This window comes from Phenylobacterium zucineum HLK1 (genome assembly GCF_000017265.1).
Lineage (GTDB): Bacteria > Pseudomonadota > Alphaproteobacteria > Caulobacterales > Caulobacteraceae > Phenylobacterium > Phenylobacterium zucineum.
Window position 1 is genome coordinate 2,850,321 of sequence record NC_011144.1, and the last position, 24,375, is coordinate 2,874,695.

The 24,375-nt window shown below is 70.7% G+C and carries 22 protein-coding genes; 8 read left to right on the forward strand and 14 right to left on the reverse strand.

The features are described from left to right. Positions 1-11: 11 nt before the first annotated feature. On the reverse strand, positions 12-986 hold the full coding sequence (locus PHZ_RS13775) for a UDP-glucuronic acid decarboxylase family protein (RefSeq protein WP_012523033.1): 975 nt from the start codon (positions 984-986) through the stop codon (positions 12-14). A gap of 421 nt (positions 987-1,407) precedes the next feature. Between PHZ_RS13775 and PHZ_RS13780 the strand changes: the two genes are divergently transcribed. Next, positions 1,408-2,694, forward strand: coding sequence for a transporter (locus PHZ_RS13780; protein ID WP_236611837.1), 1,287 nt, complete (start codon positions 1,408-1,410; stop codon positions 2,692-2,694). A gap of 159 nt (positions 2,695-2,853) precedes the next feature. Here PHZ_RS13780 and PHZ_RS13785 read toward each other — a convergent pair whose 3' ends face one another. The 4 genes from PHZ_RS13785 to PHZ_RS13800 all read right to left on the reverse strand — a co-directional run bounded on the left by PHZ_RS13785 (position 2,854) and on the right by PHZ_RS13800 (position 5,351). Continuing rightward, positions 2,854-3,393 (reverse strand): hypothetical protein, encoded by a 540-nt coding sequence (locus tag PHZ_RS13785; RefSeq protein ID WP_041373554.1) that lies wholly within the window; start codon positions 3,391-3,393, stop codon positions 2,854-2,856. Next, on the reverse strand, positions 3,390-4,142 hold the full coding sequence (locus PHZ_RS13790) for a C39 family peptidase (RefSeq protein WP_012523035.1): 753 nt from the start codon (positions 4,140-4,142) through the stop codon (positions 3,390-3,392). Before PHZ_RS13790 ends, PHZ_RS13785 begins: the two co-directional genes overlap by 4 nt. Before the next feature lie 16 nt (positions 4,143-4,158). Continuing rightward, positions 4,159-4,596, reverse strand: a complete 438-nt coding sequence (locus PHZ_RS13795; protein WP_012523036.1) for a hypothetical protein — start codon at positions 4,594-4,596, stop codon at positions 4,159-4,161. A 68-nt stretch (positions 4,597-4,664) separates the two neighbouring features. Further along, positions 4,665-5,351 (reverse strand): hypothetical protein, encoded by a 687-nt coding sequence (locus PHZ_RS13800; RefSeq protein WP_012523037.1) that lies wholly within the window; start codon positions 5,349-5,351, stop codon positions 4,665-4,667. Positions 5,352-5,856: 505 nt separating this feature from the next. Between PHZ_RS13800 and PHZ_RS13805 the strand changes: the two genes are divergently transcribed. From PHZ_RS13805 to PHZ_RS21785, 3 genes are all read left to right on the forward strand, one after another. Continuing rightward, complete coding sequence (locus PHZ_RS13805) at positions 5,857-6,483, forward strand: Crp/Fnr family transcriptional regulator (RefSeq protein WP_187149082.1); 627 nt, start codon at positions 5,857-5,859, stop codon at positions 6,481-6,483. A gap of 124 nt (positions 6,484-6,607) precedes the next feature. Further along, on the forward strand, positions 6,608-7,339 hold the full coding sequence (locus tag PHZ_RS13810; protein WP_012523039.1) for a Crp/Fnr family transcriptional regulator: 732 nt from the start codon (positions 6,608-6,610) through the stop codon (positions 7,337-7,339). 962 nt (positions 7,340-8,301) lie between these two features. After that, the gene (locus tag PHZ_RS21785) at positions 8,302-8,772 is read left to right on the forward strand and encodes a thioredoxin family protein (RefSeq protein WP_012523040.1); all 471 of its coding nucleotides are present in this window, start codon (positions 8,302-8,304) and stop codon (positions 8,770-8,772) included. Positions 8,773-9,008: 236 nt separating this feature from the next. Here the strand turns inward: PHZ_RS21785 and PHZ_RS13820 are convergent, their stop codons facing one another. Together PHZ_RS13820 and PHZ_RS13825 are read right to left on the reverse strand one after the other, a co-directional pair. After that, on the reverse strand, positions 9,009-10,094 hold the full coding sequence (locus tag PHZ_RS13820) for a substrate-binding domain-containing protein (RefSeq protein ID WP_012523041.1): 1,086 nt from the start codon (positions 10,092-10,094) through the stop codon (positions 9,009-9,011). 66 nt (positions 10,095-10,160) lie between these two features. Beyond that, the gene (locus PHZ_RS13825; RefSeq protein ID WP_012523042.1) at positions 10,161-10,964 is read right to left on the reverse strand and encodes a potassium channel family protein; all 804 of its coding nucleotides are present in this window, start codon (positions 10,962-10,964) and stop codon (positions 10,161-10,163) included. A 97-nt stretch (positions 10,965-11,061) separates the two neighbouring features. On the opposite strand from PHZ_RS13825, the gene PHZ_RS13830 reads away from it, so the two are divergent. Further along, positions 11,062-11,256, forward strand: a complete 195-nt coding sequence (locus PHZ_RS13830; protein WP_012523043.1) for a DUF3008 family protein — start codon at positions 11,062-11,064, stop codon at positions 11,254-11,256. 83 nt (positions 11,257-11,339) lie between these two features. After that, the gene (locus PHZ_RS13835) at positions 11,340-12,827 is read left to right on the forward strand and encodes an amidase (protein ID WP_012523044.1); all 1,488 of its coding nucleotides are present in this window, start codon (positions 11,340-11,342) and stop codon (positions 12,825-12,827) included. Here PHZ_RS13835 and PHZ_RS13840 read toward each other — a convergent pair. Together PHZ_RS13840 and PHZ_RS13845 are read right to left on the reverse strand one after the other, a co-directional pair. Beyond that, on the reverse strand, positions 12,824-13,897 hold the full coding sequence (locus PHZ_RS13840; RefSeq protein ID WP_012523045.1) for an acyl-CoA dehydrogenase family protein: 1,074 nt from the start codon (positions 13,895-13,897) through the stop codon (positions 12,824-12,826). The two genes, PHZ_RS13835 and PHZ_RS13840, sit on opposite strands and share 4 nt — an antisense overlap. A 1-nt stretch (position 13,898) precedes the next feature. After that, positions 13,899-15,065, reverse strand: coding sequence for an acyl-CoA dehydrogenase family protein (locus PHZ_RS13845; protein ID WP_012523046.1), 1,167 nt, complete (start codon positions 15,063-15,065; stop codon positions 13,899-13,901). Positions 15,066-15,169: 104 nt separating this feature from the next. Between PHZ_RS13845 and PHZ_RS13850 the strand changes: the two genes are divergently transcribed. Continuing rightward, entirely contained in the window at positions 15,170-16,507 is a 1,338-nt protein-coding gene (locus tag PHZ_RS13850) for a PQQ-dependent sugar dehydrogenase (protein ID WP_012523047.1), read from the forward strand. On the opposite strand, the gene PHZ_RS13855 is transcribed toward PHZ_RS13850, so the two are convergent. The 5 genes from PHZ_RS13855 to PHZ_RS13875 form a co-directional block, all read right to left on the reverse strand. Then, positions 16,494-16,865 (reverse strand): VOC family protein, encoded by a 372-nt coding sequence (locus PHZ_RS13855; protein ID WP_012523048.1) that lies wholly within the window; start codon positions 16,863-16,865, stop codon positions 16,494-16,496. The two genes, PHZ_RS13850 and PHZ_RS13855, sit on opposite strands and share 14 nt — an antisense overlap. A 92-nt stretch (positions 16,866-16,957) precedes the next feature. Beyond that, positions 16,958-19,513: a TonB-dependent receptor gene (locus tag PHZ_RS13860; RefSeq protein ID WP_012523049.1), complete on the reverse strand. Its 2,556-nt coding sequence runs from the start codon at positions 19,511-19,513 to the stop codon at positions 16,958-16,960. 78 nt (positions 19,514-19,591) lie between these two features. After that, complete coding sequence (locus tag PHZ_RS13865) at positions 19,592-20,272, reverse strand: SDR family NAD(P)-dependent oxidoreductase (RefSeq protein WP_012523050.1); 681 nt, start codon at positions 20,270-20,272, stop codon at positions 19,592-19,594. Positions 20,273-20,404: 132 nt separating this feature from the next. Beyond that, positions 20,405-21,577: an acetyl-CoA C-acetyltransferase gene (locus PHZ_RS13870; RefSeq protein WP_012523051.1), complete on the reverse strand. Its 1,173-nt coding sequence runs from the start codon at positions 21,575-21,577 to the stop codon at positions 20,405-20,407. An 81-nt stretch (positions 21,578-21,658) separates the two neighbouring features. Further along, complete coding sequence (locus PHZ_RS13875; RefSeq protein WP_012523052.1) at positions 21,659-22,171, reverse strand: GAF domain-containing protein; 513 nt, start codon at positions 22,169-22,171, stop codon at positions 21,659-21,661. A gap of 93 nt (positions 22,172-22,264) precedes the next feature. Between PHZ_RS13875 and PHZ_RS13880 the strand changes: the two genes are divergently transcribed. Beyond that, the gene (locus tag PHZ_RS13880) at positions 22,265-24,313 is read left to right on the forward strand and encodes an alpha/beta hydrolase family protein (protein ID WP_012523053.1); all 2,049 of its coding nucleotides are present in this window, start codon (positions 22,265-22,267) and stop codon (positions 24,311-24,313) included. Positions 24,314-24,375: the final 62 nt, after the last annotated feature.

A 24,375-nucleotide genomic window follows, 5' to 3' on the forward strand; every position in this document is an offset into this window, starting at 1 on the left:
GCCCCGCGGCCTCAGCCGTGGGCCGCGACGGCGGCGTCTCCGAAGCTGGCGCGGTGCTCGCGCCGGACGGCGTGGGCGATCGTCCGCTCCAGCCCCTCCCTGAGGGGCACCTGCGGCCGCCAGCCCAGGCGGGTTTCGGCAAGGGTGATGTCGGGCTTGCGCCGGCGCGGATCGTCGACCGGCAGGGGGCGCCGGACGATGCGCGACCGCGAGCCGGTCAGCTCCAGGATCAGCTCGGCCACTTCGGCCACCGTGGTCTCGACCGGATTGCCGAGGTTGACCGGCTGGCTGAGGTCGGACGGCGAGGCCATCAGGCGCAGGCACCCGTCCACCAGGTCGTCGACGTAGCAGAACGAGCGCGTCTGGCTGCCGTCGCCGTAGAGGGTCAGGTCCTCCCCGGCCAGCGCCTGGACCACGAAGTTCGAGATCACCCGGCCGTCGTGCGGCTGCATGCGCGGCCCGTAGGTGTTGAAGATCCGGACGATCTTCACCGTCACGCCCGACTGCGCGCCGAAGTCGGTGAACAGGCTCTCGGCGAAGCGCTTGCCCTCGTCGTAGCAGGCCCGCGGGCCGATCGGATTGACGTGGCCGCGGTAGGATTCCGGCTGCGGATGGATGTCCGGATCGCCGTAGACCTCGGACGTCGAGGCCTGCAGCGCCCGGGCTCCGTCGCGCGCGGCGCGCTCCAGCACGTTGCGAGCGCCGACGGCGCAGACCAGGGCCGTGCGGACGCGATCCGCCTGGTAGTGGACCGGGGACGCCGGGCAGGCGAAATTGAATATTTCGTCGAACTTCGGCAAGTCGTTTGGAAACGGCTCCAAGATGTCGTGATACACCACCGAGAAGTTCGGCGACTCGATCAGGCGATCGACGTTGTCACGGCTTCCGGTCTGGAAATTGTCGATGCAGACCACCCGCGCGCCCGACGCCAGAAGCGTCTCGCAGAGGTGGGATCCGATGAAGCCGGCGCCGCCCGTGACGGCCACGACCTTGCCGCGCCCGAGCTCCCGAGGACCCGAGCCGAGATCTGAAAACGTCCTTGTTTCAGTGATTTGCGCGCCGCCGGCCGAAACCTCGCCGCGGCCTCTCCGCCTGTCGCCCTCGGCGCCCGGCGATCCGCCGGCCGACCCGTTGGCCCCCATCGAACCGATGTCGCTGCGCAGCGTCATGACCCCAGCCGCTCCTGCTTACGGACTGCCTACTGAGGCGACGGTGGCACGCGCTCCGGCCACAGGACATTGTCAAAAGCCACGTCGTCCGCGTGTTTCCAGAGGCGCCTCTTTTTCTTGAAATGCGACTCCAGTTCTTCGTCGCGCCTTCGAACTTGCAACATATCTTATGAAAAAGGCGCGGACCGCGACCGTTGATAACAGCGGGCTCCTGCATAGGCGGAAAGCGAGGTCGTCCGTGTCCAGGAGACTCCTATGCGCGACGGCTTCGGCCGCAGCGCTCACCCTGGCCGGCTGGAGCACGGCCGCCAGCGCCCAGGCTCCCGCCGCCCCCGACGCGCGCATCGAGGCCCTACAGGGCCAGCTCGCCCGCCAGGCGGCCCAGCTCGCCGAACAGCAGCAGGCCCTGGCCGAGCAGCAGGCGGCGCTGGAACGCCAGCGCGTCGAGCTGGAACGCCTGCAGGCCCTCTCCGAGGCGGTGCTCGGCGCCGCCTACGGCCGCGGGCAGCCGGCCGCTGGGCCGGCCGCGGCGCCGGCTGGGCCGCCCCCGCCGGTGCAGACCGTCCCGCCCTCGCCGCCCAAGGTCGGCGCGCCGCCCCCGGAGGAGGCGCCGCGGGTCGACATCTCCGCCGTGCCGGAGGGCTACGGGGTGCTGACCCCGCGCAACCACTGGGTCGTGGAGCCCTCGATCGATTTCACGCACGGCTCGGCCAACCGCCTGGTGTTCCGCGGGGTCGAGATCGTCACCGGCATCCAGATCGGCGTCATCGAGGCGAGCGACGCCGACCGCAACGCGGTCTCGGGCGCGCTGGCGGTGCGCTACGGCCTGACCGACCGGCTCGAGGTGGAGGGCCGGGTGCCCTACCTCTATCGGGACGACCGGGTGACCACCCTCGCCCAGCGCGACGAGACGATCACCCGCACGTTCACCCTGCAGGGACAGGACATCGGCGACGTGGAGCTGGCCGCGCGCTACCAGATCAACGACGGCCGGCGCGGCTGGCCGATCTTCATCGCCGGCCTGCGCTACAAGTCCGACACCGGCACGAGCCCGTTCGAGATCGAGCGCGACCAGTTCGGCGTGGCGACCGAGCTGGCGACGGGATCGGGTTTCTGGGGCCTCGAGGGCTCGCTGAGCTTCCTCTATCCCACCGATCCGGTGGTGATCTTCGGCGGGCTGAGCTACCTCTCGCATCAGCCGAAGGACATCAACAAGGTGGTCGGCGAGGTGCTGGTCCGGAAGGTCGACCCGGGCGACACGATCGGCCTGAACGCCGGCTTCGGCTTCGCGCTCAATCCCCGCTTCTCGTTCTCGCTGGGCTACAAGCACAGCTACATCTTCCCGACCAAGTCCGTGTACGGGAACACGCTGCAGGAATCCGACAGCCTGCAGGTCGGCGCCTTCACCTTCGGGTGGTCCTACGCGCTGACCGACCGGATCTCGATCAGCAACGCCTACGAGCTGGGGACCACCAGCGATGCGCCCGACATGCGCATCGTGCTGCGCTTCCCGATCCGGTTCTGAAGGAAGGATTCCGGGGGGCCGGGCCGGCGCGGCCGGACCGGAACGGGGCGCCGCCCCCTCGGGAAGGGCGGCCCGGCGGCCATGCGACGAAGCCGCATGCACGCCGGCCGGCGGCTCGGCCGCCGGGCTCCGCTCCCGTCCCCCGGGGACGAGGTGCGACTAGCCCCCGAGGGCGGAAATCGAGCTCGCGGCCAGGTCGTCCACGAGCCGCAGGCCGGTGAGCTGCCGGCCCATGTCGTTCTGCACGCCGACAAAGCCCGGAAGCACCAGGGTCAGCTCCAGGTCCTGCCGGAAGTCGCGGCCGCTCTGGGTGTTGAGCAGGAAGTTGGTGAGCTGGCCCTGGGTGAGGTCGTGGGCCACGAACGAGCCGCCGACGGTCTGGAACGTCTGTCCCGCCCCGGCCATGTTCTGCAGGGCCGCATCGTCGAGCCGGATCACGCCGTCGCCGGGGATCTGCTGGACGACCGCGCCGTCCGGCGTCCAAACCAGGTGCGTCTGCAGGCTGAGCATCCCGTTCTCGTAGGTGCTCATCACCGCGCCGAATTGGAACGGCACGCCGCCGGCGAGCAGCATGCCCCCACGGTTGTCCTGCAGCACCGCATCGTCCACGGTCTCGTAATCGAACGAGGCGGCCGGAAGCGCGCCGAGGTTCAGGGCGACAGCCGCGCTCGCGGCGGCCAGCAGCGTGACGAGCTTCATAGTCCGCCTCCGGGGGCGACAGAGCCCAGCACCATGATCGGGGTGATCTGGTAGAAGGGCAGCTGGTGGAGCGTCAGAGCGTTGAGGGTGTCGGTCGCGTCCGCCCTGGCGCGCAGGGGCGCGGTGGACCAGGGCGACCACTCATTGGCCACGTTGAACCGGCCCCGGCCGACGGCCGGCGTATCGTGCAGGGCGAAGGCGATGCCGTTCCACATGGCGTTGAACTGCGCGCGGGTGAAGATCCGCAGGCCCAGGGCCGGGTCGCCGACGAGCACCCGGTCGCCGACGACGCCCTTCACCACCACGAAGTGCCGGTAGGCGCCCATCTGGATCAGCGCGATGACCGGCACGCCTTCCTTGCCGATGTCGTCGATCGACATCCGGAAGCCGTCGGCGCGCAGGCCCTCGGCGGCCAGGTACCGCTTCATGTCGAGCATCGAAAAGCCGACGCGGCGGATCGTCTCCTGGTCGCCGGCGGCGTACATGCGGGTGAAGGCCTCGGCCTCGGTCGTAGGCCGGCCGTAGTGGTAGGTCAGCAGGGTCGCCAGCGCGGCCGAGCCGCAGCTGTAGTCGTGCTCCTGGCGAACCACCGTACGGAACGGGATGTCGCGCCAGGTCATCACCCGCACGCGGGCGCCTGAGGCCTCGCCGTAGAACTGCACCTGCGCCACGGCGGGGGCTGCGGCCGCGAGGGCGGTCAGCGCCGCCGCCAGCGCTACGATACGCGATCGGTCGCGCCGGCGGCGCATGGTCCCCTCCCCACTCCTACTGGGTGACGATGATCGTCACGCTCACGTTGCTCTGCAGGCTGTTGTTGTGGCCGGTGTTCATCAGGAAGTTGCCGACCCCGCCGAACCCTGAGAGGGCGTTGTCCTGCAGCGAGATGTTGCCCGAGTTCACCAGGTCGGCGGTGATGGTGTTGCCGGTGCTGACCGCGGTGAGGTCCTGATCGGTCAGCGCCACGATCACGTCGCCGCGGCCGCTGATGGCGCCCAGCGCCTCGTCGGATTCCGTCCCGTCCTCCGGCGTCAGCGTCTCGCCTAGATTCGGCCGCAGGCCGAAGAGATCCGGTTCGGCCGCAGGCGCGGCGGCCGGCGCGACGAGGGCCTCCTGCAGCGGCTCGGACGCCCAGGCGCCGCCCGCGCCGACGAGGGCGAAGAGCCCGGCGAGCGCGCTCGCCCTTACGACATCGATCCTGGACATGGCCGGACTCCGTACGGCGGGGGAAAGATGGCTGGCCGGCGACTTGCGCGCCGGCCAGCCCACGCGGGTTACTGGAAGGTGACGTTGGCGTTCGCCGACACCAGGGTGCCGGCCTGAGCGGCCGAGCCGAAGCCGGAGCTGTTCGAGGCGGTGTGGATGCCGCCGAAGCCCTGGAAGGCGTTGCCCGAGGCGCTGATGTCGCCGGTCCGCAGGCGGCGATTGTCGTCGCCGTTGTTGCCGCCGGCGCCGCCGAACGAGATGTTCGTCACCTCGGCGTCGAGGTCCTGCTCGGACAGGTTCATCCGAACGTTGATGGTCGTGTTCGTGGTGGAGCTGTCGCTGTTGTACGAGTCCTCGACGTCGGTGTTGTACGACGCCAGGGCGTTGTTGTTCAGCCCCGACACGTCCGTCGAACTGTCGGTGTTGGTCGAGTTGTCGTTGTTGGAGTCGGTGTTCGTGCTCAGGTCGTTGTTGTTGAGCCCGGACACGTCCGTCGACGCGTCGGTGTTGGTCGAGTTGTCGTCATTCGAGCTCAGGTCGTTGTTGTTCAGACCGGAGACGTCCGTCGAGTTGTCGTTGTTCGAGTCGACCGTGTTGCCGTTCAGCGCCGAGATGTCGAACGCCGTGGCGATGCTGCCGCCGTTGGCGGCCGCCGCATTGCCTTCATCGGCGCCGGCGCTCTGCGCCATCGCCGCACCCGACATGGCCAGGCCGAACGCCAGGGCCGACACCGAAGCGATAAGCTTGATCTTCATAACTGCCTCCTCTTGGCCGCGTAGTACGGCCGCTCCGCTCCCCCCACGCGACCCGTGGAGGTTTGCTGTCCCGAGATGCGGTCATCCGCGCCCGTCAGCCGAGGGGAGGATGGGAGGAGTTCCGGTGGCGCCCCACGAAGTTTGATATTAACAACTGACGCTTGTGTGCTTCCCGGCGTATTCCGCCCGGGGCAACCTATTGATCCCGCCTCAGTATTCGTTCAGATGTAACCGGTGACCGGCGTTACACAGATTGGTGAATTTAGCCAAAGTTAATCATGTGCGTACGATTCGGTGCGGCTCCAGAACGCCCTTATCATTTGATAGCCGGGCAACCTCCGGAATCTAGTGTCTAGGCGCAGTTCGAGCTCGCTGGGATGGAGGGGTGCAAATGTCGACGTTCACGTCAGCTGACGCCGCGCCTGTTAAGCAGCCCAGCTCCGCGTTCGCGGGGCTCGGGACGCTCCCGGGGGAAGCGGATCGCGTTCGGTCCTTCTGGAGAAGCGTGGAACGCTATCCTCCCGGCGTCACCCTCCACGCGGGCACGGGTCTCAGCGCCAGGAAGGTGATCGTCTCCGGCTGGGCGTCCGAAACCCGGATCCTGCACGACGGGCGGCGGCAGATCTTCTCGTTCCTGCTGCCGGGCGACGCCGTAGACCTCGCCCGCGCCGGAAGCATCGGCCGCCGAAGCGTGGTGACGCTGACCCGGCTGGAGACGGTGGACGCCGAGGTGCTGCTGAACCGCAGCGACGCGACGCGCGAGACGGTGCGGGAAGCCATCCAGACCGCGATGCGGCGGAAGGAGGAGCGGCTCTTCGACCACATGGCCCGGATCGGCCGGCTGACCACGAAGGAACGCGTGCTCAACCTGCTGCTCGAGCTGCACGACCGGCTCGAGGCGGTGGGCCTGGCCAAGCAGGGCAGCTTCCGCATCCCGCTGACGCAGGAGGTGTTCGCCGACACCCTCGGCCTCAGCATCGTCCACATCAACCGCACGCTGCAGCACCTGCGCCGGGAGGGGCTCATCACCCTGAAGGCGGGCACGGTGACCCTGCACGACCGGCGGCGGCTGGCGGCGCTCTGCTGCTACCAGATGACGGGCGAGGACGCGGAAAGCCCCCGCCTGATCTGATTTCCAGGTCCGGCGGGGCAAAGCGCCAGCCAATGCGGCGAATGTTAAGGAGAACGGCGTTCGGACACGGCTCCTAGACGGATGAAGGGCTCGCCCTCTGCGCGAGCGCCGCATCGGTACGGAGATGTCCGAGCTCGATCCCTCGACCGAGGCCTGGCTGAACCTTGCGCTCGACCACGCGCTGGCCGGCCTGCATCACAACGGCGGACTGGCCCCGGAGGCGGGGGCCATGCTCCGCCAGAGCGTGCGGCGGCTGGAGCGCTATCCCGCCGGAGCCCTCGTCAACGCCAGCACGCGCAAGCCTGAGGTGAAGTGGATCGTCACGGGCTGGGCCAGCGAGATGCGCATCCTGCCGGACAGCCGCCGGCAGATCTGCTCGTTCCTGATCCCGGGGGACGTCTTCACCGCCCGCCCTGCCAACAGCTCCAGTTGCGGGGTCGTGGCCCTCACGCGGATGGACTGCGCCGACGTCGAGCGGACGCTGGACGGCTCGCCCGAGCCTATCCGCCCTGCGGTCTGGGAAGCCGTCGCCCGCAGCCTGAGCCTGATGCTGGAGCGCCGGTACGAGCACATCACCCGCCTGGGCCAGCTCGGGGCCGCCGAGCGGCTCGTTCACCTGCTGCTGGAGCTGCGCGAGCGTCTGGAGACGGTGGGGCTCGCCGCGCCCGACAAGTTCCGCCTGCCCCTGACCCAGGAGCACCTGGCCGACGCCCTAGGACTTAGCATCGTCCACGTGAACCGAACCCTGCGCCACCTTCGGGCCCAGCGACTCCTCGAAGTGAAGTTCGGCGGCGTCGCCCTGCTTCAACCCGCCCGCCTGGCGGACATCGCCGGGCGTTTCGACGAGCCGGTCTGATCCCGGCCTGCGCGGCAACCGCAGGCGGCCGAGGATCCGGATGGTGCGCCGCCACAGGAAGCCCGGCCATTCCCCGTCGCTGACGACCAGCGCCAGGCAGCCCTGGCCCGAGACCGGCCGTAGCAGCCGCCGCTCGTCGAGGCCGATGTAGTCGCCCGCCTCGAACGTGTCGGCGCCGTCCGAGAAGCCCCCCCTCCAGCACCACCACGGCGCCCACGCCCCGCTCGCCCCCGAGCGGCAGCCGGGCGCCCGTCCCCGCCTTCAGGAGCCAGACCTCCTCGCCCAGGCCGCTGACGCCCCTCAGCTCGGCCGCGCGCACGCCATAGCCGATCCATCGCCAGGGGCCCTGGGCCACGCCGCGCAGAGGCATCGGCAGGAGGGCCGGCTCGCGCTTGCCGCGCCGGCGCGCGCCTTCCGGCGGCGCCTCGACGAGACCGGCCACCGCCTGGGCCGCGATCGCGCAGACCGAGCAGAATTCGAGGTGGGTGTTGACGGCCAGCGTCAACCCCGGCGGCAGGTTGGCGGCCATGCAATCAGCTCGGACCTGGGCCGATGGGTGATGCCTTACCGCCACGACAATCGCTGCTCCGTCGCCCCCCGCCAGTCCGCGCCCGCCTCTACTTCCCTATGTTGAGACGGGCGGGCTGCCAACGATCATAAATTGAGCCTCAGTTCCGAATGCGGCGCCAAGGCCTGCGCCAAGGCGATCTACGTCACATTCCAGTATTGGGATGCGGCGAGGATACTCAAATCAGAACAATCTATGGGCGAGGGGCGTGACAAAATTCCCGCTAAAGGGTAGCACTGTTATGCGGCCCTTCGGGCGACCCGTGCAGCCTGCACGCGTCTCCATTGTTGGCGGAGGGGCGCAAGGGGGGCGTTGCGTTGGGGTTCTTGCACAGCTTGATGGTGCGCGGACGTCGGCTGGACGGCTCCGCGGCGCGCAGCGGCGGAGCGGTCACGTGAATGCCATACCGATCGAGGAACCGGCCGCGGCCGGGTCCGGCCGCCGCGGCGGCCGGTCGAATCCCGCCAAACAGGCGGCGGGTCAGCGGGGAGCGGCCGGCGCCCGGAACGCATTCCCCCAGACGATCACCGACGGACAGCTCAGCGCCCTGCTCGCGGAGGGACGCGGCACCCTGCTGATCGACGTCTCGGCCAGCTCCTCGGGCCTCGGCCGGACCATGGACGAGCAGTTCCGCCTCGCCGCCAAGGCGCTGCGCTCGCGGGTCAGGATGCTGACGATCGACGTGCACCGCCATCCCGCCGCGGCCATCGAGCTCAGCGTCAACGCCTTCCCGACCCTGATCCTCCTGCGCGGCGGCCAGGCGATCGCCCGCCACGCCGGCGTGATGAGCGCCGAGATGATCGTGAACTGGACGCGACAGGCGTTGGCGGACGCGCTCCGCGCGCGCCGCACTCCACGGGCCTGAGGCGCTGCCGCCTGACGGCCGGGGGGCCCCGGCCCCGCTGGGGAGGCTGGGGCCGGGACCGAGCAGGGCCGGAGCGCCAGGCGGGGGGTGTGCGCGCCGCTGCTCGCCCCCGACTTTCGCGCCGATCGCCCGGGCCGCATCAGTACATTTGATGATCCGCGCGTTCGCGAGCGCGCCCGCGAAAAAGAAAAGGCCCGCCGAACGGCGGGCCTCCCCTGCAGAGCCTTGCACCGTCCTCAGGAGGCGGGCGCCGTCATCGGCGTCAGGGCCTTGGCCGCGTCGCGCTGGGCGGTCAGTTCGTCGGCCGGCAGCGGGATCAGGCCGCGCTGCAGCAGATAGCCGCCGCGCCCGACGGCGGCCTCCGACAGGAAGCCGTCCACGAACTCCTTCAGGCCCGGCGTGACGCCGATGTTCGCCCTCTTCACGTAGATGTAGAGCGAACGCGACAGCGGGTACTTGCCCGTCGAAATGTTCTCCAGGGTCGGCGAGACGCCCTCGATGTCGGCGGCCTTCACCTTGTCCATGTTGTTCTCGAGGAAGGAATAGCCGAACACGCCGACCGCGTTCGGGGTCTTCTCGAGGGTCTGGACGATGACGTTGTCGTTCTCGCCGGCGTCGATCCAGGCGCCGTCCTTGCGCAGGGTGTGGGCGCGCTGCTTGAACGCCTCTTCGTCCGAGGACTTCAGTGCGGCCATGGCCGGGACCTTCTCGGCGCCCTTCTCCATGGCCAGTTCGACGAAGGCGTCGCGCGTGCCCGAGGTCGGCGGCGGGCCGTAGGCGACGATCCGCTCGTTCGGCAGCCCGGGCGCGACGGCGCTCCAGGTCGCCGCCGTGTTGGTGGCGAAGCCGGAGCCCTGCGGGACCTCGGCGGCGAGCGCGCGGTAGATCTGTTCGCGGGTCAGGTGGAAGGTCGGGGCGTTCTTGGCGTTGGCGATGACGATGCCGTCGTAGCCGATCTTCACCTCGAGAATGTCGGTGACGCCGTTGGCCTGGCAGGCCTCCCACTCTGACTTCTTCATGCGGCGCGAGGCGTTCGCCACGTCGGGGAAGTTGCGGCCGGCGCCGCCGCAGAACAGCTTGATGCCGCCGCCGGTGCCCAGGCTCTCGACCTTGGCCGGCGCGCCGCCGGTGGTGCGGGCGACGGTCTCGGCCACGCGCGTCGCGAACGGGAAGACGGTCGAGGAGCCGGCGGCCCAGACCTGGCCCTGGGCGCCGCCCTTGGGCGCGGCGCCCTGGCCGGCGGGGCTTCCGCCCCCCTGCCCGCAGGCGGCTAGGCTGAGCGCGGCGAGCGCGACGGTGGCGGTGAGGATCGGGAATCGCATGGCGGAGCTCCGGATGTCGGTTGGCGTCGCGCTATCACCTGCGTGTGACAGTTCGTTGACGGATGATCAGACCTCGTCGTTCGGGATGTTCAGCAGCGTGCCGCAGGCCTTGCAGTGAACGGCGTCGGCGTCGTGGCGCATCAGGCCGCACGTCGGGCAGGTGAAGCGGACCTTGTACGGACGGATCAGCGTCTGGGCGAGGCGGACGAACAGCGTGATGCCGCTGATCATGATGATGATGGCCAGCAGCTTGCCCCAGGCCCCCGGCAGGGTGATGTCGCCGAAGCCCGTCGTCGTCAGCGCCGTGACGGTGAAATAGAGCGCGTCCAGGTAGCCCGAGATGCCGGGGTGCTCGCGCGCGAAGCTGGCGTAGACGAAGCCCGTCGACACGAAGACGAAGGTGACCAGCGTGGCCACCGCCTTGGTGACGTCCTCCCACCGCGTGTCGTCGTAGCGGCGACCGACCGTCTCCCAGAAGAAGTCGCTGTGGAACAGGCTCCATAGCCGCAGCACCCGCAGGAAGGCCAGGTTGAACAGCCACAGCGGGAAGAGCAGCGTGACCAGCACGAAGAGGTCCACCCATACGCTGGGGCGGCGGAGCCAGTCGCGCAGGCTCACATAGGCGAGCGCCCGCGCCGCCAGGTCCAGCGCCAGGATCAGGGCGACGAAATAGTCGATGAAGAGATAGGCCGGATACTCCCGCAGGAACGGCGAGGCGATGAAGAAGCCGATGAGCAGGAAATCCAGCGCGATGACGCTCAGCCGGAAGCGCACCGCGCGCGGCGAGCGGCCGTAGTAGAGCTCGCGCAGCCGCACCCGCAGGCGCGGAAGCCGCCGGCGCGTGCCGGTCTCGGTCGCTGGTTCCGCCAAGCAAAGGTCTCCCGTCGGTGCGGTGAACCCCCTGCGCCCGCCGAGGGTTCATGCGATGGCCGCGCAGGCTCGCGCGGCTGAGCCTGGAGGACAAGTGATGCCTGCCAAATCCGCCGCCCAGCAGAAGGCCGCCGGCGCCGCGCTGTCGGCCAAACGCGGCGATACGCCCAAGAGCAAGCTGAAGGGCGCCTCGAAGTCGATGGCCGACTCCATGAGCGAGAAGGAACTCGAGAAGATGGCGTCGACCAAGCGCAAGGGAAAGCCCGAGCACGTCTCCGACCGCCGTTCCTGAGGCTTGGCGCCCGCCCCCCGATTGAGCCAAGCTCCGCCTTGACCGGCGCAAAGACCGGCTGAGGAACTGCAGGGGGGCATCGCATGATCCGACTTTCTCGCCGCGCGTTCGCCGGCGCGCCGCTGGCGCTGGCCGCGTGCGCCACGGTTCCGGAGCGGGCGTTCCGCCCAACGCCGGGCTGGCCCGACGCCACCGAGACCGCGGCCATGATCCGCCGCGGCGAGATCACGGCCGGACAGGCCGTCCGCAGCGCGATCGACCGGACCCTCGCACTGCAGCCCAGGCTCAACTTCCTCGTCGCCTCCGATTTCGACCGGGCGCTCGCCAGGGCCGCCACGGGACCCGGCGATGGCCCCTTCGCGGGCGTGCCCTTCCTCGTGAAGGACCTCGACGACTATCGCGGCCTCCCGACCCGTTCGGGCTCGTTCTCGCAGCTGCCCCTGCCGCCCGCGCAGGGTCAGGGGCCGCTGATCGACGCCTTCGAGCGCGCGGGCGTGGTCGTGATCGGCAAGTCCGCGACGCCCGAGTACGGCTTCCTGCCCACCACCGAGCCGGCGGCCTTCGGACCCACGCGGAATCCGTGGGATCCGACCCGCTCCAGCGGCGGCTCGTCCGGCGGGGCGGCCGCCGCCGTGGCCGCAGGCGCGGTCCCCTTCGCCCACGCCAGCGACGGCGGCGGTTCGATCCGCATCCCGGCCTCGTGCTGCGGTCTGTTCGGCCTGAAGCCCTCCCGCGGCCGCATGGTCGGGGCCCGCGAGCAGACGAAGATCAGCGACCTGTCGGTGGACCACGTGCTGACCCGCAGCGTCCGGGATTCCGCGGCCATGTTCGCCCTCACCGAGGACGCGGGCGAGGGCGCGCAGCACCCGCCCGTGGGCCTCGTCACCGCCCCGCTCCGCCGCCGGCTGCGGGTGGGCCTCGTCATGGAGGGCATGGCCGGCAAGGCCCCCTCGCCCGAGGTCCGGGCCGCCACCGAGGCCAGCGCGCGGCTGTTGGAGAGCCTCGGCCACACGGTGGTCCCGACCCGCTGGCCGACCGGTCCCGAGTTCACCCAGGACTTCCTGCTGCTGTGGGCCTCGGGCGCCGCCCAGCTCGCCGGCGCCATCGGCAAGGCGGCCGGCCGCCAGCCCGACACCACCCTCCTGGAGCCGTTCAGCCTGGGCATGGCCGAGATGTTCGCCAAGGCGCCGCCCGGCGCGCTGGGCCAGGCAATGGAGCGGCTGCACGCCGCCGCCATGGCCTACGATCCCTGGTTCGTCGGCAACGGCCTCGACGTGGTGATGTCCCCCGTCCTGTCTGCGCCGCCGCCGCCCCTGGGCTGGGTGGGGCCGGGCGTGCCCTTCGACACCCTGGTCGAGCGGCTGACCGAGTACGTGGGCTACACGACCTATCACAACGTCACGGGCGCGCCGGCCATGAGCGTGCCGCTGAACTGGATCGGCGCCGGCCTGCCGGTCGGCACGCAGTTCGCCGCCCGCGTCGGCCACGAGGCCCTGCTGTTCCAGCTCGCCTACCAGCTCGAGGCGGCCCAGCCCTGGGCCGGCCGCCTGCCGCCGGTCCGCGCGCTCTAGGCCGCCAGCCCCTGCAGGCGCGCGGCGGTCTCGCGCACCCGCTCGGGTCCGCCGAACAGCTGCCGGTTCAGGCCGATGCGCTTGAACCAGTAGTGCAGGCCCAGCAGGTCGGTGATGCCGATGCCGCCGTGCACCTCGGTGGCCGTACGCGCGACGAAGCGGCCGATCTCCGATGTGTGCGCCTTGGCGTGGGCCGCCATCAGCGGCGCTTCGTCCGGCGCGTGGTCGAAGGCGTAGGCCGCGTACCAGACCAGGGCCCGCGCCGGCTCGATCTCGGCGGCCATTTCGGCGCAGAGGTGCTTCACCGCCTGGAACGAGCCGATCACCCGGCCGAACTGGCGCCGTTCCTGGGCGTAGCCGACGGCCTTGCCGAGCATGGCTCCGGCCGCGCCGACCGTGTCGGCGGCCAGCATGACCCACGCCGCGTCGCGCAGCCGCTCCAGCGCCCCGTTCGAGGCGAGCGGCTCGGCGGGCGTGGCCTTGAACGAAATCTCGGTGAGCCGCCGGGTGGCGTCGATGGTGCGCATCGGCGCCGTGGCCTCGGCGCTCTCGGCGAGGTGCAGGCCGCCGGTCCGGTCGGCGACCACCAGCAGGTCCGCGCCCTCTGCCCCCACGGCGAAGAGCGCCCTGCCCGTCAGCCGGCCGGCCACGGCGTCGACGCCCGCGCCGTCCCGGGCGCCGGCGATCGGCTCGGCGATGGCCACGCCCGCGGTGATCTCGCCGGCCGCCAGACTCGGCAGCCAGCGGGCCTGCTGCTCGGCCGAGCCGGCCAGCTTCAGCGCGAGGGGGGCCAGCACCGCCGATCCGAGGAACGGCGTCGGGGCGACCGTGCGGCCCAGGGCCTCGGCGGCCAGCGCGGCCTCGATGAGCCCCAGTCCCAGGCCGCCGTGGGCCTCGTCGATCAGCAGCCCGGGCAGGCCCAGCTCGGCCAGTCCGGCCCAGATGTCCCCGGCGCAGGGCTCGTTGTCGTCGGCGAAGCGCCGCACCCGCTCCAGGGGCGCGAGCTCGGCCAGGGCCTTCGCCAGGCTGTCCTGCAGCAGGACCTGGTCCTCGGAGAGCGCGAACCTCATGTCAGGCCCCCACCGTCTTGGGTTCGCGCGGCAGGCCAAGGCCCCGCTCGGCGATGATGTTCTTCTGGATCTGCGCCGTGCCGCCGCCGATGATGAGGCCGAGGTCGAACATGTAGTTGCGCTGCCACGAGCCCTTGGCCCGCAGGTGCGGCCCCTCGTGGTACAGCACGCCGAGCTCGCCCAGGGCGTCGATGGCCAGAGCCGCCACCTGATGGTTCAGCTCGCAGCCCTGCAGCTTGACGATCAGGCGTGCGAGACCCGCGGTCTCGTCGGTCAGGACACGGAGGCCGTTGAACTTCATGGCGAAGACCCGCGCCTGCAGCTGCATCAGCCGGTCGCGGAAGACCGGGTTGTCGATGATCCGCTCGCCATCGACCGTCTCGGTCTTCATCAGCTCGATGAGGGCCGCCAGACGGGCTTCGGTCGCATTGGGATCGCCCAGCATTCCGCGCTCGTGCTTGAGCGTGGTGTTGGCCACCTGCCAGCCGCGCCCGCGCCCGCCCACGACGTTGGCCTGGGGAACACGCACATCCGTGAAGAACACCTCGTTGAATTCGGCGTAGCCCGTCATGGTCTTCAGCGGCCGCACCTCGATCCCGGGCGTGTCCATCGGGATCAGGACGTAGCTGATGCCCTCGTGCTTCGGCTTGTCGGGCTCGGTCCGCACCAGGCAGAACATCATGTCCGCGAGGTGGGCGGTGCTGGTCCAGATCTTCGAACCCGAGATGACGAAGTCCTCGCCGTCCTCCACCGCCCGGGTCTGCAGGGAGGCGAGGTCCGAGCCCGCGCCCGGCTCGGAGTAGCCCTGGCACCAGACCACCTCGCCGCGCAGGGTGGGCCCGATCCAGCGCGTCTTCTGATCTTCCGAGCCCACCTCCAGCAGGGTCGGGACCAGCATCGAGATCCCCTGGTTGGCGAGGCCGCGCGGCGCGCCGGCGGCGATGAAGGCCTCGGCGATGATCCGCGCCTTCAGTATGTCGGGCTGAGCGCCGAAGCCGCCGTACGCCTTCGGGATCGTCCGGGCCGCATAGCCGTGCTCGATCAGGAGGCGCTGCCAGGCCAGGGGATCCTTCGGCTGGCCCGCTTCGTACTCGCCGCGATGGGCCGCCAGGAACGCCCGCACCTCCTCGCGGAAGGCCGACAGTTCGGGCGTCAGGGTCAAATCCATGTATCCTCGCGCTCCTGTGCCTCTGTCACTGCAACCGCGTTTGCGCATCTAGGCAACGGCGCCCTGGCGTCAGCCCGGATGCAAGAGAACGGAGACCGCCCTCCATGCGCAGACACGCCCGCGTCGCCCTGCCCTCCCTCGCGCTGGCCCTCTTGGCCCTGGCGGCCTGCTCCACCGGATCGGGCGAGCCCTGGGCCGGCTACGGTCCGGACCCGCACCTGCCGAAGCCGCAGAAGAGCCTGATCCCGGTGGTGAACGTGGCCGAGGTGAAGGGCTGGGCGGCGGGCGAGGCGCCGACCGCGCCGCCGGGCTTCGTTGTCACCCGCTTCGGCGAGGGCTTCGACCACCCGCGCTGGCTGCTCCCGCTGCCGAACGGCGACGTGCTGGTGGCGGAGTCCTCGTCGGAATCCAAGCCGCCCAAGGGAATCCGCGGCTTCTTCCAGAACCTGATCATGAAGCGCGCGGGCGCCCAGGAGAAAAGCCCCGACCGCATCATGCTGCTGCGCGACGCCGACGGCGACGGCGTGGCCGAGGTGAAGACCATCTTTGCCCAGAACATCCGCCGGCCCTTCGGCATGGCGCTCGTGGGCGAGAGCCTCTACGTCGCCCGCGACGACGGCGTGGTGCGCTTCCCGTACGCCCCCGGCCAGACCCGGGTGGAGGGCGCCGGCGAGACGGTGTTCGCCCTGCCCGCCGGGCGGAACCACCACTGGACCAAGAGCCTGATCGCCAGCCCAGACGGGACGAAGCTGTACGCCACCGTGGGCTCCAACTCGAACGTCGCCGAGAACGGCATGGAGGAGGAGGTCGGGCGCGCCGCCATCCACGAGTACGACATCGCCACGGGCAAGCTGCGGCTGTTCGCCAGCGGCCTGCGCAATCCGAACGGCCTGGGCTGGGAGCCGGCGACCGGGGCGCTCTGGACCACGGTCAACGAGCGCGACGAGATCGGCAACGACCTCGTGCCCGACTACATGACCAGCGTCCGGGACGGCGGCTTCTACGGCTGGCCCTACAGCTACTACGGCCAGAACGTGGACGCCCGCGTGAAGCCGCCCCGCCCTGACCTCGTGGCCACGGCCATCAAGCCCGACTACGCCCTCGGACCGCACACGGCCTCGCTGGGGCTGACGTTCTACACGGCCGACGCCTTCCCGCCGGCCTACCGGGGTGGGGCCTTCGTGGGCCAGCACGGCTCGTGGAACCGCCGGCCGCTGAATGGCTACCAGGTGGTGTTCGTGCCCTTCCGCGGCGGCCGCCCGCAGACCCCGCCGCAGGCGTTCCTGACCGGGTTCCTGGACGAGGACGGCAAGGTGCGCGGCCGCCCGGTCGGCGTGGCCGTGGACGGCGGCGGGGCCCTGCTGGTCGCCGACGACGTGGGCGAGATCGTCTGGCGCGTCGCGCCGGCCGCCCCGCCCGCCGCCCAGGTCAGCCCATCTTGAAGACGCAGATCTTGTTGCCGTCGAGGTCACGGAAATAGGCGCCGTAGAAGGTGGGCAGGCGCTGGCCGGGCGGGCCATCGCAGGTCCCGCCGGCGGCCAGGGCGGCCGCGTGGACCTCGTCGACCTGCTCCTTCGACTGGCAGGGAAAGCCGAACATCGTGCCGTTGCCGGCCGTGGCGGGCTGCTCGTCGTAGGGCTTGCTGATGGCGATCATGCCGGGCGTGCCGCCGCCGCCGTAGAACTGCATCCGGTCGCCGTTGGCGAAGGTGCGCTTGCCGCCCAGCGGCGTCAGCACCGCGTCGTAGAACTTCGTCGCCTTCTCGAGGTCGTTCGTGCCGATGGTCACGTAGCCGATCATTGGGGGTCCCCTCCTGATTTGGCGGGACCCTAGCGGGTGACCTCTACGGAAGGGCAAGGGGCCGCGCGCGGGCGCGGCCCCTCCCACTCTCGTCAGTACCGGTAGCTGATCCCGACGCCCGCCATCCGCGGCGGGCCGGCGATGAACGTCGGCAGGCCCAGGTTGTCGCCCGTGTTGCCGGCGTCGATGATGTAGTCCTCGTCGGTCAGGTTGGTGACGAAGGCCTCCAGGGTCACCGGCGCGCGGTCCGCGGTCCAGGCGACCCGCAGGTTCAGGAGGCCGTAGGCCTTCTGGAACTCGTCCACGAGGTTGTCGGCGACGAACACGTTCGGCGGCTGCTGGAAGGCCGGCCGGTCGTTGCTGTTGTCGAAGTAGACCTTGGACTGCCAGGTGTAGCTGGGACGCACTTCCAGCTCGCCGGCGCCGAGCGCTGTGCGCCAGGAGGCGGCCAGCGAAGCCGAATGGTCCGGCGACAGGCGGAAGCGGTTGCCGTCGTAGGCGCCGCTCTCGAACCGCGCATGGCTGTAGGCGTAGGTCGCCAGCAGGTTCAGCCCGCGGGCGATCGCCAGGTCCGCCTGGCCCTCGACGCCGTAGGCCTTGGCCTTGCCCGCGTTGGTGGTCACGAACAGCGTGCCGCGCTGCTCGACGGTCTGGAAGTTGTCGTAGTCGTAGCGGTAGGCCGAGACGTCCAGGCGCAGCCGCCGGTCCAGCAGGGCCGCCTTGGCGCCGACCTCGTAGCTGTCCACCGTCTCGGCCTCCACCCGGGTGAAGCGGCCCGCGGTTCCGGGCGCGGCCGGACCGGACGCCGCCAGCACCTCGGGCCGGCGGCCGCGGGCGTACGAGGCGTAGACGTTGGCGTCGCCCGACAGCTCGTAGCGGGCCACCAGGCGCCAGGTGACGCCGTCGTCGGTCAGGTCCTGTTCCGAGACCAGGCCGTTGCCGGTGGTCGGCTGGAAGGTCAGGCCGAACAGCGGCAGCACGCTGTCAGGGATCTGCTGCACGCCGGGCGACTGCAAGGCCCCGACGATGGCCTGCGCCTGGGCCAGGCCCTGGGCCGTGCCGGACTCGGCGAGCTGGGCCGCCCCGATCGCCCCGCCCAGGACGCTGCGACCGCCGACCACGCGGCTGCCGAAGCCGGTGGTCTTCTCGTCGCGGGTGTAGCGGACGCCGGCCGAGACCTCGAGCCGGTCGGTGACGTCCACGCTGACGTCGGCGAAGAGATCGAACGAGTCGAGGTCCGAGGTGTTGGTCGACTCCTCCAGATGGTTCGCGCGCAGGTTCGCGGCGATGGCCGTAGCCTGGGCGGGCGTGAGCACGAGCCGATTGCCGCTCAGGTTCGCCACCAGCCCGCGCAGCAGCGCGCCGGTGAAGGCGGTGTTGCCGAACACCGCCGCCGGCGCCGGCGCCGTCGCCGGCAGGCCCGAGCCCGCCGCCGAGGCGTTGAGCTGGCCCGTCACCACCGCCAGCGCGATGCGCTCGTCGAACTGGATCGGCGTGCGCTGGTCGTCGTCCGCCTTGAAGAGGCCCGCGCCGACGAAGCCGCGGACGCGGCCGCCGCCATCGAAGTTGAGCCGCAGTTCCTGGCTCCACTGCTCGCCGCGGCCGTCGTTCAGGCCGGTGAGGATCGGCAGCGACAGGCCGTCCGGGTCGAACGTCTCCTGGCTCTCGTACTCCCGGTAGGCGCTGATCGAGTTCAGCGTCAGCGAGGGGGTCAGCTCGAAGCTGGCGAGGCCGGTCACGCCCCAGACCTTGCGATCGATGCCGAGCTGCCGCCCGCCCTGGAAGTTCGCCGGCGCCGTCAGGGCCGCCGCGCTCTGCGGGCGCCGGTCGTCCAGCACCCGGCCCGTGGTCGGATCGGTCGGCGAGAAGCCGCCCGACTTGAAGGCCGTCCCGGTGGGATCGTCCTCCTGGTAGTTGGCGATGATGTCGATGCTGACGCGGTCGGCCGGCTCGAGCTTCAGGCTGGCCCGCGCGGCGCGGGTGTCCACGGACTGGAAGGCGTCGCCGCCCAGGGCGTTGTCCACATAGCCGTCGCGGTAGCGGACCCTGCCGGCCAGACGCAGCGCCGCCTGCTCGCCCAGCGGGACGTTCACCGCCGCCTCGCCGAGGCGATAGCTGTAGTCGCCCGCTTCGACCTTGGCGTAGCCGTCGAAGCCGGCGGTGGAGGCCTTGGCCTGGATCAGGTTCACCCCGCCGATCAGGGCGCCGCGACCGAACAGCGTGGACTGCGGTCCCTTGGCCACCTCGACCCGCTCCAGGTCGAACAGCTCGACGTACGAGCCCTGGGCCTTCGAGATCGAGACGCCGTCCTGGAACACCGAGACCCGCGCCTCGGCGAAGGCGTCGGTGGAGTCCGAGGTGATGCCGCGCATCACGAAGCCCGGGTTGTTCGGCGACTGGTCCTGCACCTCGAAGCCGGGCGTGAACAGCGACAGGTCGGCGAAGTCTTGGACGCCCAGGGCCTCCAGCCGCTCGCCGCCGAAGGCCGTCAGGGCGATCGGCACGTCGATCGCCTGCTGCTGCTGCTTCTGGGCCGTGACGACGATCTCCTCGACCGCCGGGGCCTCCTGGGCGAAGGCCGGGCCGCACGCGCCGGCGACGGCCAGGGCGCTCGCCGCGGCCAGCAGCCGCGAACGTGACTTGATCATTGAACTATCCCCTACGCTTGGACGCGTAGGATCGGCCGTAAGCTGCGACTGCTAAGAACTCGTGACAGCCGCCGCGCCTCAGACGCGGCCGGTCACCGGCATCAGGGCGCCCGTCACCGCGCTGGCCGCCTCGCTCGCCAGGAACAGGATCACGGCGGCCAGGTCGTCCGGCGCCACCCAGGCCGAGAAGTCCGCGTCCGGCATGTCGGCGCGGTTCGTGGGGGTGTCGATGATCGAGGGCAGCACGGCGTTGACCGTCACCCCGTCGGCCTTCAGCTCCTCGGCCAGCGCCTGGGTCAGGCTGTGGACCCCCGACTTGGCGGCCGCATAGGGGCCCATGCCGGCGCCGGCCTTGAGCGCGGCGGCCGAGCCCACATTGACGATCCGGCCCGCGGCGCTGGCCTTCAGGTGCGGGATCGCTGCGCGGCAGGCGTTGGCGGCCGTGACGACGTTGAGCCGGTGCATGGCGGCCCAGCTCGCGGGATCGCCGCCCTCCAGCTTCTCCCAGGTGAACCCCCCGGCGATGTTCAGGAGCGCGTCCAGCCCGCCGAGGCGCTCGCCGGCGGCGGCCATGGCGGCCGAGGCCTGCACGGCGTCGGTCAGGTCCACGCCCGTCTGCACGAACGCGCCCTCGGGGCCCGGACACGCCTTGGCATGGTCGATGAGCGCCAGCCGCGCGCCCTGGGCGGCGGCGGCCTTCACCACGGCCTGGCCCAGCACGCCGGCCGCGCCGGTGATTGCGATGATGCGTCCCGCCATCCCAGACTCCCAGAATCGTCATGGCCGGGCTTGGTCCCGGCCATCCATAAGCACCGCACTTCGGGGCGAGCCCGCAAGCGCCTGCGTGACTGGACCCCCGGGACAGGCCCGGGGATGACGGTTTCGACCGGCCTAGAGCCGCTCGACGATGGTGACGTTGGCCATGCCGCCGCCTTCGCACATCGTCTGCAGGCCGTACTTCTTGCCGCGCTTCTGCAGGGCATAGAGCAGCGTGGTCATCAGCTTGGTGCCAGAGGCGCCCAGCGGGTGGCCCAGCGCGATGGCGCCGCCGTTGACGTTCATCCGCTCGGGATCCACGCCCAGCTTCTGGAGGTAGGCCACCGGCACCGAGGCGAAGGCCTCGTTGACTTCGTAGAGGTCGATGTCGTCGACGGACATGCCGGCCTTCTTCAGCGCCCGCTCGGTCGCCGGGATCGGCGCCTCCAGCATGATCACCGGGTCGTGGCCCAGGATCGACAGGTGGTGGATGCGGGCCATCGGCGTGAGGTTGTGCTCCTTCAGCGCCTTCTCCGAGACGATCATCACGCCCGAGGCGCCGTCGCAGATCTGGCTGGAGGTGGCCGCCGTGATCCGGCCGCCCTCGCGCAGCAGCTTCACGCCCTTCATGCCGTCGAGGCTGACATCGAAGCGGATGCCCTCGTCCACGTCATGGCGAACGGTGTTGCCCTCGGCGTCGAGGCCGTCGATGGCGACGATCTCGTCCTTGAACGCCCCGCCCTGGGTCGCGGCGATGGCGCGCTGGTGGGACTGGTAGCCGAACTCGTCCAGCTGGTCCTTGGTCAGGCCGTACTTCTCGGCGACCATCTCGGCGCCCATGAACTGGCTGAACTGGATGTTGGGGTAGCGCTCCTCCATCCGCGGGCTCTTCGGCACGCCGAAGCCTTCCTTGGCGGCCAGCGACACCGACAGGCCCATGGGCACGCGGGTCATGCTCTCGACGCCCGAGGCGATCACCACGTCCATGGTGCCGCTCATCACGGCCTGGGCGGCGAACTGGAGGGCCTGCTGCGAGGAGCCGCACTGGCGGTCGACCGAAGTGGCCGGCACGCTTTCCGGCAGCTTGGAGGCCAGGACCGCGTTGCGGGCGATGTTGGTGGACTGCTCGCCCACCTGCATGACGCAGCCCATCACGACGTCCTCGACGGCCGCCGGGTCGACGCCGGTGCGGTCCATCAGCTCGTTCAGGACCACCGCGCCCAGGTCGGCGGGGTGCCAGCCCCGCACGCGACCGCCCTTGCGACCGCCCGCGGTCCGGGTGGCGGCGACGATATAGGCCTCGGCCATCTCAACAGCTCCGTTTCGCTTCCTCTACGCCCCTCGGGCGCGTCGCGACGACATGTATTGAGGCGCCGCAGCGTAAGACAATCACCCCTTCGCGACGCCTCTGGCGAAGGTCTCCGAGAGTATGCGTTCCAGCCATTCCCGGTCGGTAGAATCGAAGGCGGCCTTCGTCTCGGAATCCACGTCGAACACCGCGATCAGCTCGCCGCCGGCGTCCAGCACCGGCACGACGATCTCGCTGGCCGAGCGGCTGTCGCAGGCGATGTGGCCCGGGAAGGCGTGCACGTCCTCGACAAGCTGGGTCTGCCGCGTCGCGGCCGCCGCCCCGCAGACCCCCCGGCCGAAGGCGATGCGGAGGCAGCCCAGGGTGCCCTGGTAGGGCCCCACCACCAGCTCGTCCCCCTTCGCCGGATCGACCACGTAGAAGCCGGTCCAGAAGTAGTGCTCGAAGCTGTTCGCCAGCATCGAGGCGACCGTCGCCATCCGCGCGACGAGGTTGGGCTCGCCGTCCAGGACCGAGGCGATCTCCTCGGCGACGGCGGCGTAGCGCTCCGCCTTCGAGGCGGGCAGGACGATCTCGTTGAAGGCTTCGGCCATGGTCTGCATGTAGCCTTCCGCGGCGTCTGGACAAAGCCTGGCCGAGCGCTTTCTCTGGCGCCCTGTTCGCGTCGCGGTTCGGGGGGTTCTCACATGCGCATGACGGTTCTGGCGTCCATCCTGGCGCTGGCGGCGACGGCTCCTGCCGCGGCTCCGGCCCTGGCGCAGGTCGCGGAGGGCCCGTCGCGGACCTTCACGGCCCGAGACCTGTTCGGCCTGCAGCAGGCGAGCGATCCGCAGGTGCGGCCCGACGGCGGGGCGGTGGCCTACGTCCGCGCCCGCAACGACATCATGACCGATCGCAGCCAGCGCTCGATCTGGTTGGCCGACCTGTCCACCGGCGCCCAGGCGCCGCTGGTGGTGGACGACGGGAACAACTTCGCCCCGCGCTGGTCGCCGGACGGGACGCGGCTGGCCTATGTCTCGGCCCAGCCGGGCGAGCGGCCGCAGCTCTACGTCCGCTGGGTGGCCTCGGGCCGCTCGGCCAAGGTGGCGACGCTCGAGCAGGCGCCGAACGACATCGCCTGGTCGCCCGACGGCCGCACGCTGGCCTTCACCATGATCGAGCTCGACGAGGGCAAACCCCTCGGCGCTCCCCTCAAGAAGCCGGACGGCGCGAAGTGGGCCGAGCCGCTGAAGGTGATCGACCGGGTCACCTACCGCTTCGACGGCCAGGGCTACATGAAGCCGGGCTTTCGGCAGGTGTTCGTGGTCTCGGCCGACGGCGGCCAGCCGCGCCAGGTCACCTTCGGCAAGTTCGACAGCGAGGGCCCGATCGCCTTCACCGCCGACGGCCGCGGCGTGCTGTTCGCCTCGAACCGCAATCCGACCTGGGAGCGCGAGCCCCAGGAGAGCGAGGTCTACCGGGTGGACATCGTCGACGGGCGGCTCACCCGCCTGACCAGCCGCGTGGGCCCCGACGCCGCGCCGGTCCCCTCCCCCGACGGCCGCCGCATCGCCTTCGTCGGCAACGACGACAAGGGCCGCAGCCACGAGGACTCCAAGCTCTACGTCATGGACGCCGACGGCGGGAACGTGCGCCAGCTGGCGGCCAACCTCGACCGCAGCGTAGGCGTCCCGCAGTGGTCGGAGGACAGCCGAAGCCTCTACTTCGACTACGTGGACAAGGGCGTGACCAAGGTCGCCCGCGTGTCCCTGGACGGCCGTCTGGAGACGGTCGCCGAGGGCCTGACCGGCGGCGGCCTCGACCGCCCCTACGCCGGCGGCGAGTTCTCGGTGGCCCGCGGCGTGATCGCCTACACCGCCGGCTCGACGGTGGCTCCCGCCGACCTCGTGGTCCGGCGCGGCGGCAAGGCCTCCCGGCTGACCCGGCTGAACGAGGGCCTCTTCGCCGGCAAGACGCTGGCCAAGGTCGAGCATCTGCCGGTGACCTCGTCCCACGACGGCAAGCCGATCGACGCGTGGATCGCCACGCCCCCCGATTTCGACCCGGCGAAGAAGTACCCGCTGATCCTTGAGATCCACGGCGGCCCACACCAGGCCTACGGCCCGTCGTTCTCGACCGACGTCCAGCTCTACGCCCAGGCCGGCTATGTGGTGCTCTACTCCAACCCGCGGGGCTCGACCTCGTACGGCAACGCCTTCGCCAACGAGATCGACAAGGCCTATCCGAGCCACGACTACGATGACCTGATGAGCGCCGTGGACGCGGCGATCGCCAAGGGCTTCGTGGACCCCGAGCGGCTCTACGTCACCGGCGGGTCGGGCGGCGGGGTGCTGACCTCGTGGATCGTCGGCAAGACGAACCGCTTCAAGGCGGCCGCGACCCAGAAGCCGGTGATCAACTGGGCCAGCCAGGTGCTGACCGCCGACGCCTACCTCGGGATGGCCAAGTACTGGTTCGGCAAGGCCCCGTGGGAGGACCCGGAAGGGTACTGGGCCCGCTCGCCGCTGTCGCTGGTGGGCAATGTGACGACGCCGACCCTCGTCGTCGTGGGCGAACAGGACTTCCGCACGCCGCCGTCCGAGGCCGAGCAGTACTACCAGGCGCTGCAGCTCAAGGGCGTGCCGACGGCTCTGGTCCGGGTGCCCGACGCCGGGCACGGCGGCCTGGCGGCCCGCCCCTCGCAGTCGGCGGCCAAGGCGGCCGCGATCGTCGCGTGGTTCGAGCGCTATCGGTGATCCGTACGCGGCGCTTTGACGCGCCGGGGCTTTGACGCGTCTCAACGCGGATCCGGCACGTA

Excerpts from the sequence above, each read along its gene's own strand:
- PHZ_RS13785 (WP_041373554.1), bottom strand. The coding sequence starts at position 3,393 with ATGAAGCTCGTCACGCTGCTGGCCGCCGCGAGCGCGGCTGTCGCCCTG.
- PHZ_RS13790 (WP_012523035.1), bottom strand. The coding sequence starts at position 4,142 with ATGCGCCGCCGGCGCGACCGATCGCGTATCGTAGCGCTGGCGGCGGCG.
- PHZ_RS13795 (WP_012523036.1), bottom strand. The coding sequence starts at position 4,596 with ATGTCCAGGATCGATGTCGTAAGGGCGAGCGCGCTCGCCGGGCTCTTC.
- PHZ_RS13800 (WP_012523037.1), bottom strand. The coding sequence starts at position 5,351 with ATGAAGATCAAGCTTATCGCTTCGGTGTCGGCCCTGGCGTTCGGCCTG.
- PHZ_RS13810 (WP_012523039.1), top strand. The coding sequence starts at position 6,608 with ATGTCCGAGCTCGATCCCTCGACCGAGGCCTGGCTGAACCTTGCGCTC.
- PHZ_RS13820 (WP_012523041.1), bottom strand. The coding sequence starts at position 10,094 with ATGCGATTCCCGATCCTCACCGCCACCGTCGCGCTCGCCGCGCTCAGC.
- PHZ_RS13830 (WP_012523043.1), top strand. The coding sequence starts at position 11,062 with ATGCCTGCCAAATCCGCCGCCCAGCAGAAGGCCGCCGGCGCCGCGCTG.
- PHZ_RS13835 (WP_012523044.1), top strand. The coding sequence starts at position 11,340 with ATGATCCGACTTTCTCGCCGCGCGTTCGCCGGCGCGCCGCTGGCGCTG.
- PHZ_RS13840 (WP_012523045.1), bottom strand. The coding sequence starts at position 13,897 with ATGAGGTTCGCGCTCTCCGAGGACCAGGTCCTGCTGCAGGACAGCCTG.
- PHZ_RS13845 (WP_012523046.1), bottom strand. The coding sequence starts at position 15,065 with ATGGATTTGACCCTGACGCCCGAACTGTCGGCCTTCCGCGAGGAGGTG.
- PHZ_RS13850 (WP_012523047.1), top strand. The coding sequence starts at position 15,170 with ATGCGCAGACACGCCCGCGTCGCCCTGCCCTCCCTCGCGCTGGCCCTC.
- PHZ_RS13855 (WP_012523048.1), bottom strand. The coding sequence starts at position 16,865 with ATGATCGGCTACGTGACCATCGGCACGAACGACCTCGAGAAGGCGACG.
- PHZ_RS13860 (WP_012523049.1), bottom strand. The coding sequence starts at position 19,513 with ATGATCAAGTCACGTTCGCGGCTGCTGGCCGCGGCGAGCGCCCTGGCC.
- PHZ_RS13865 (WP_012523050.1), bottom strand. The coding sequence starts at position 20,272 with ATGGCGGGACGCATCATCGCAATCACCGGCGCGGCCGGCGTGCTGGGC.
- PHZ_RS13870 (WP_012523051.1), bottom strand. The coding sequence starts at position 21,577 with ATGGCCGAGGCCTATATCGTCGCCGCCACCCGGACCGCGGGCGGTCGC.
- PHZ_RS13875 (WP_012523052.1), bottom strand. The coding sequence starts at position 22,171 with ATGGCCGAAGCCTTCAACGAGATCGTCCTGCCCGCCTCGAAGGCGGAG.
- PHZ_RS13880 (WP_012523053.1), top strand. The coding sequence starts at position 22,265 with ATGCGCATGACGGTTCTGGCGTCCATCCTGGCGCTGGCGGCGACGGCT.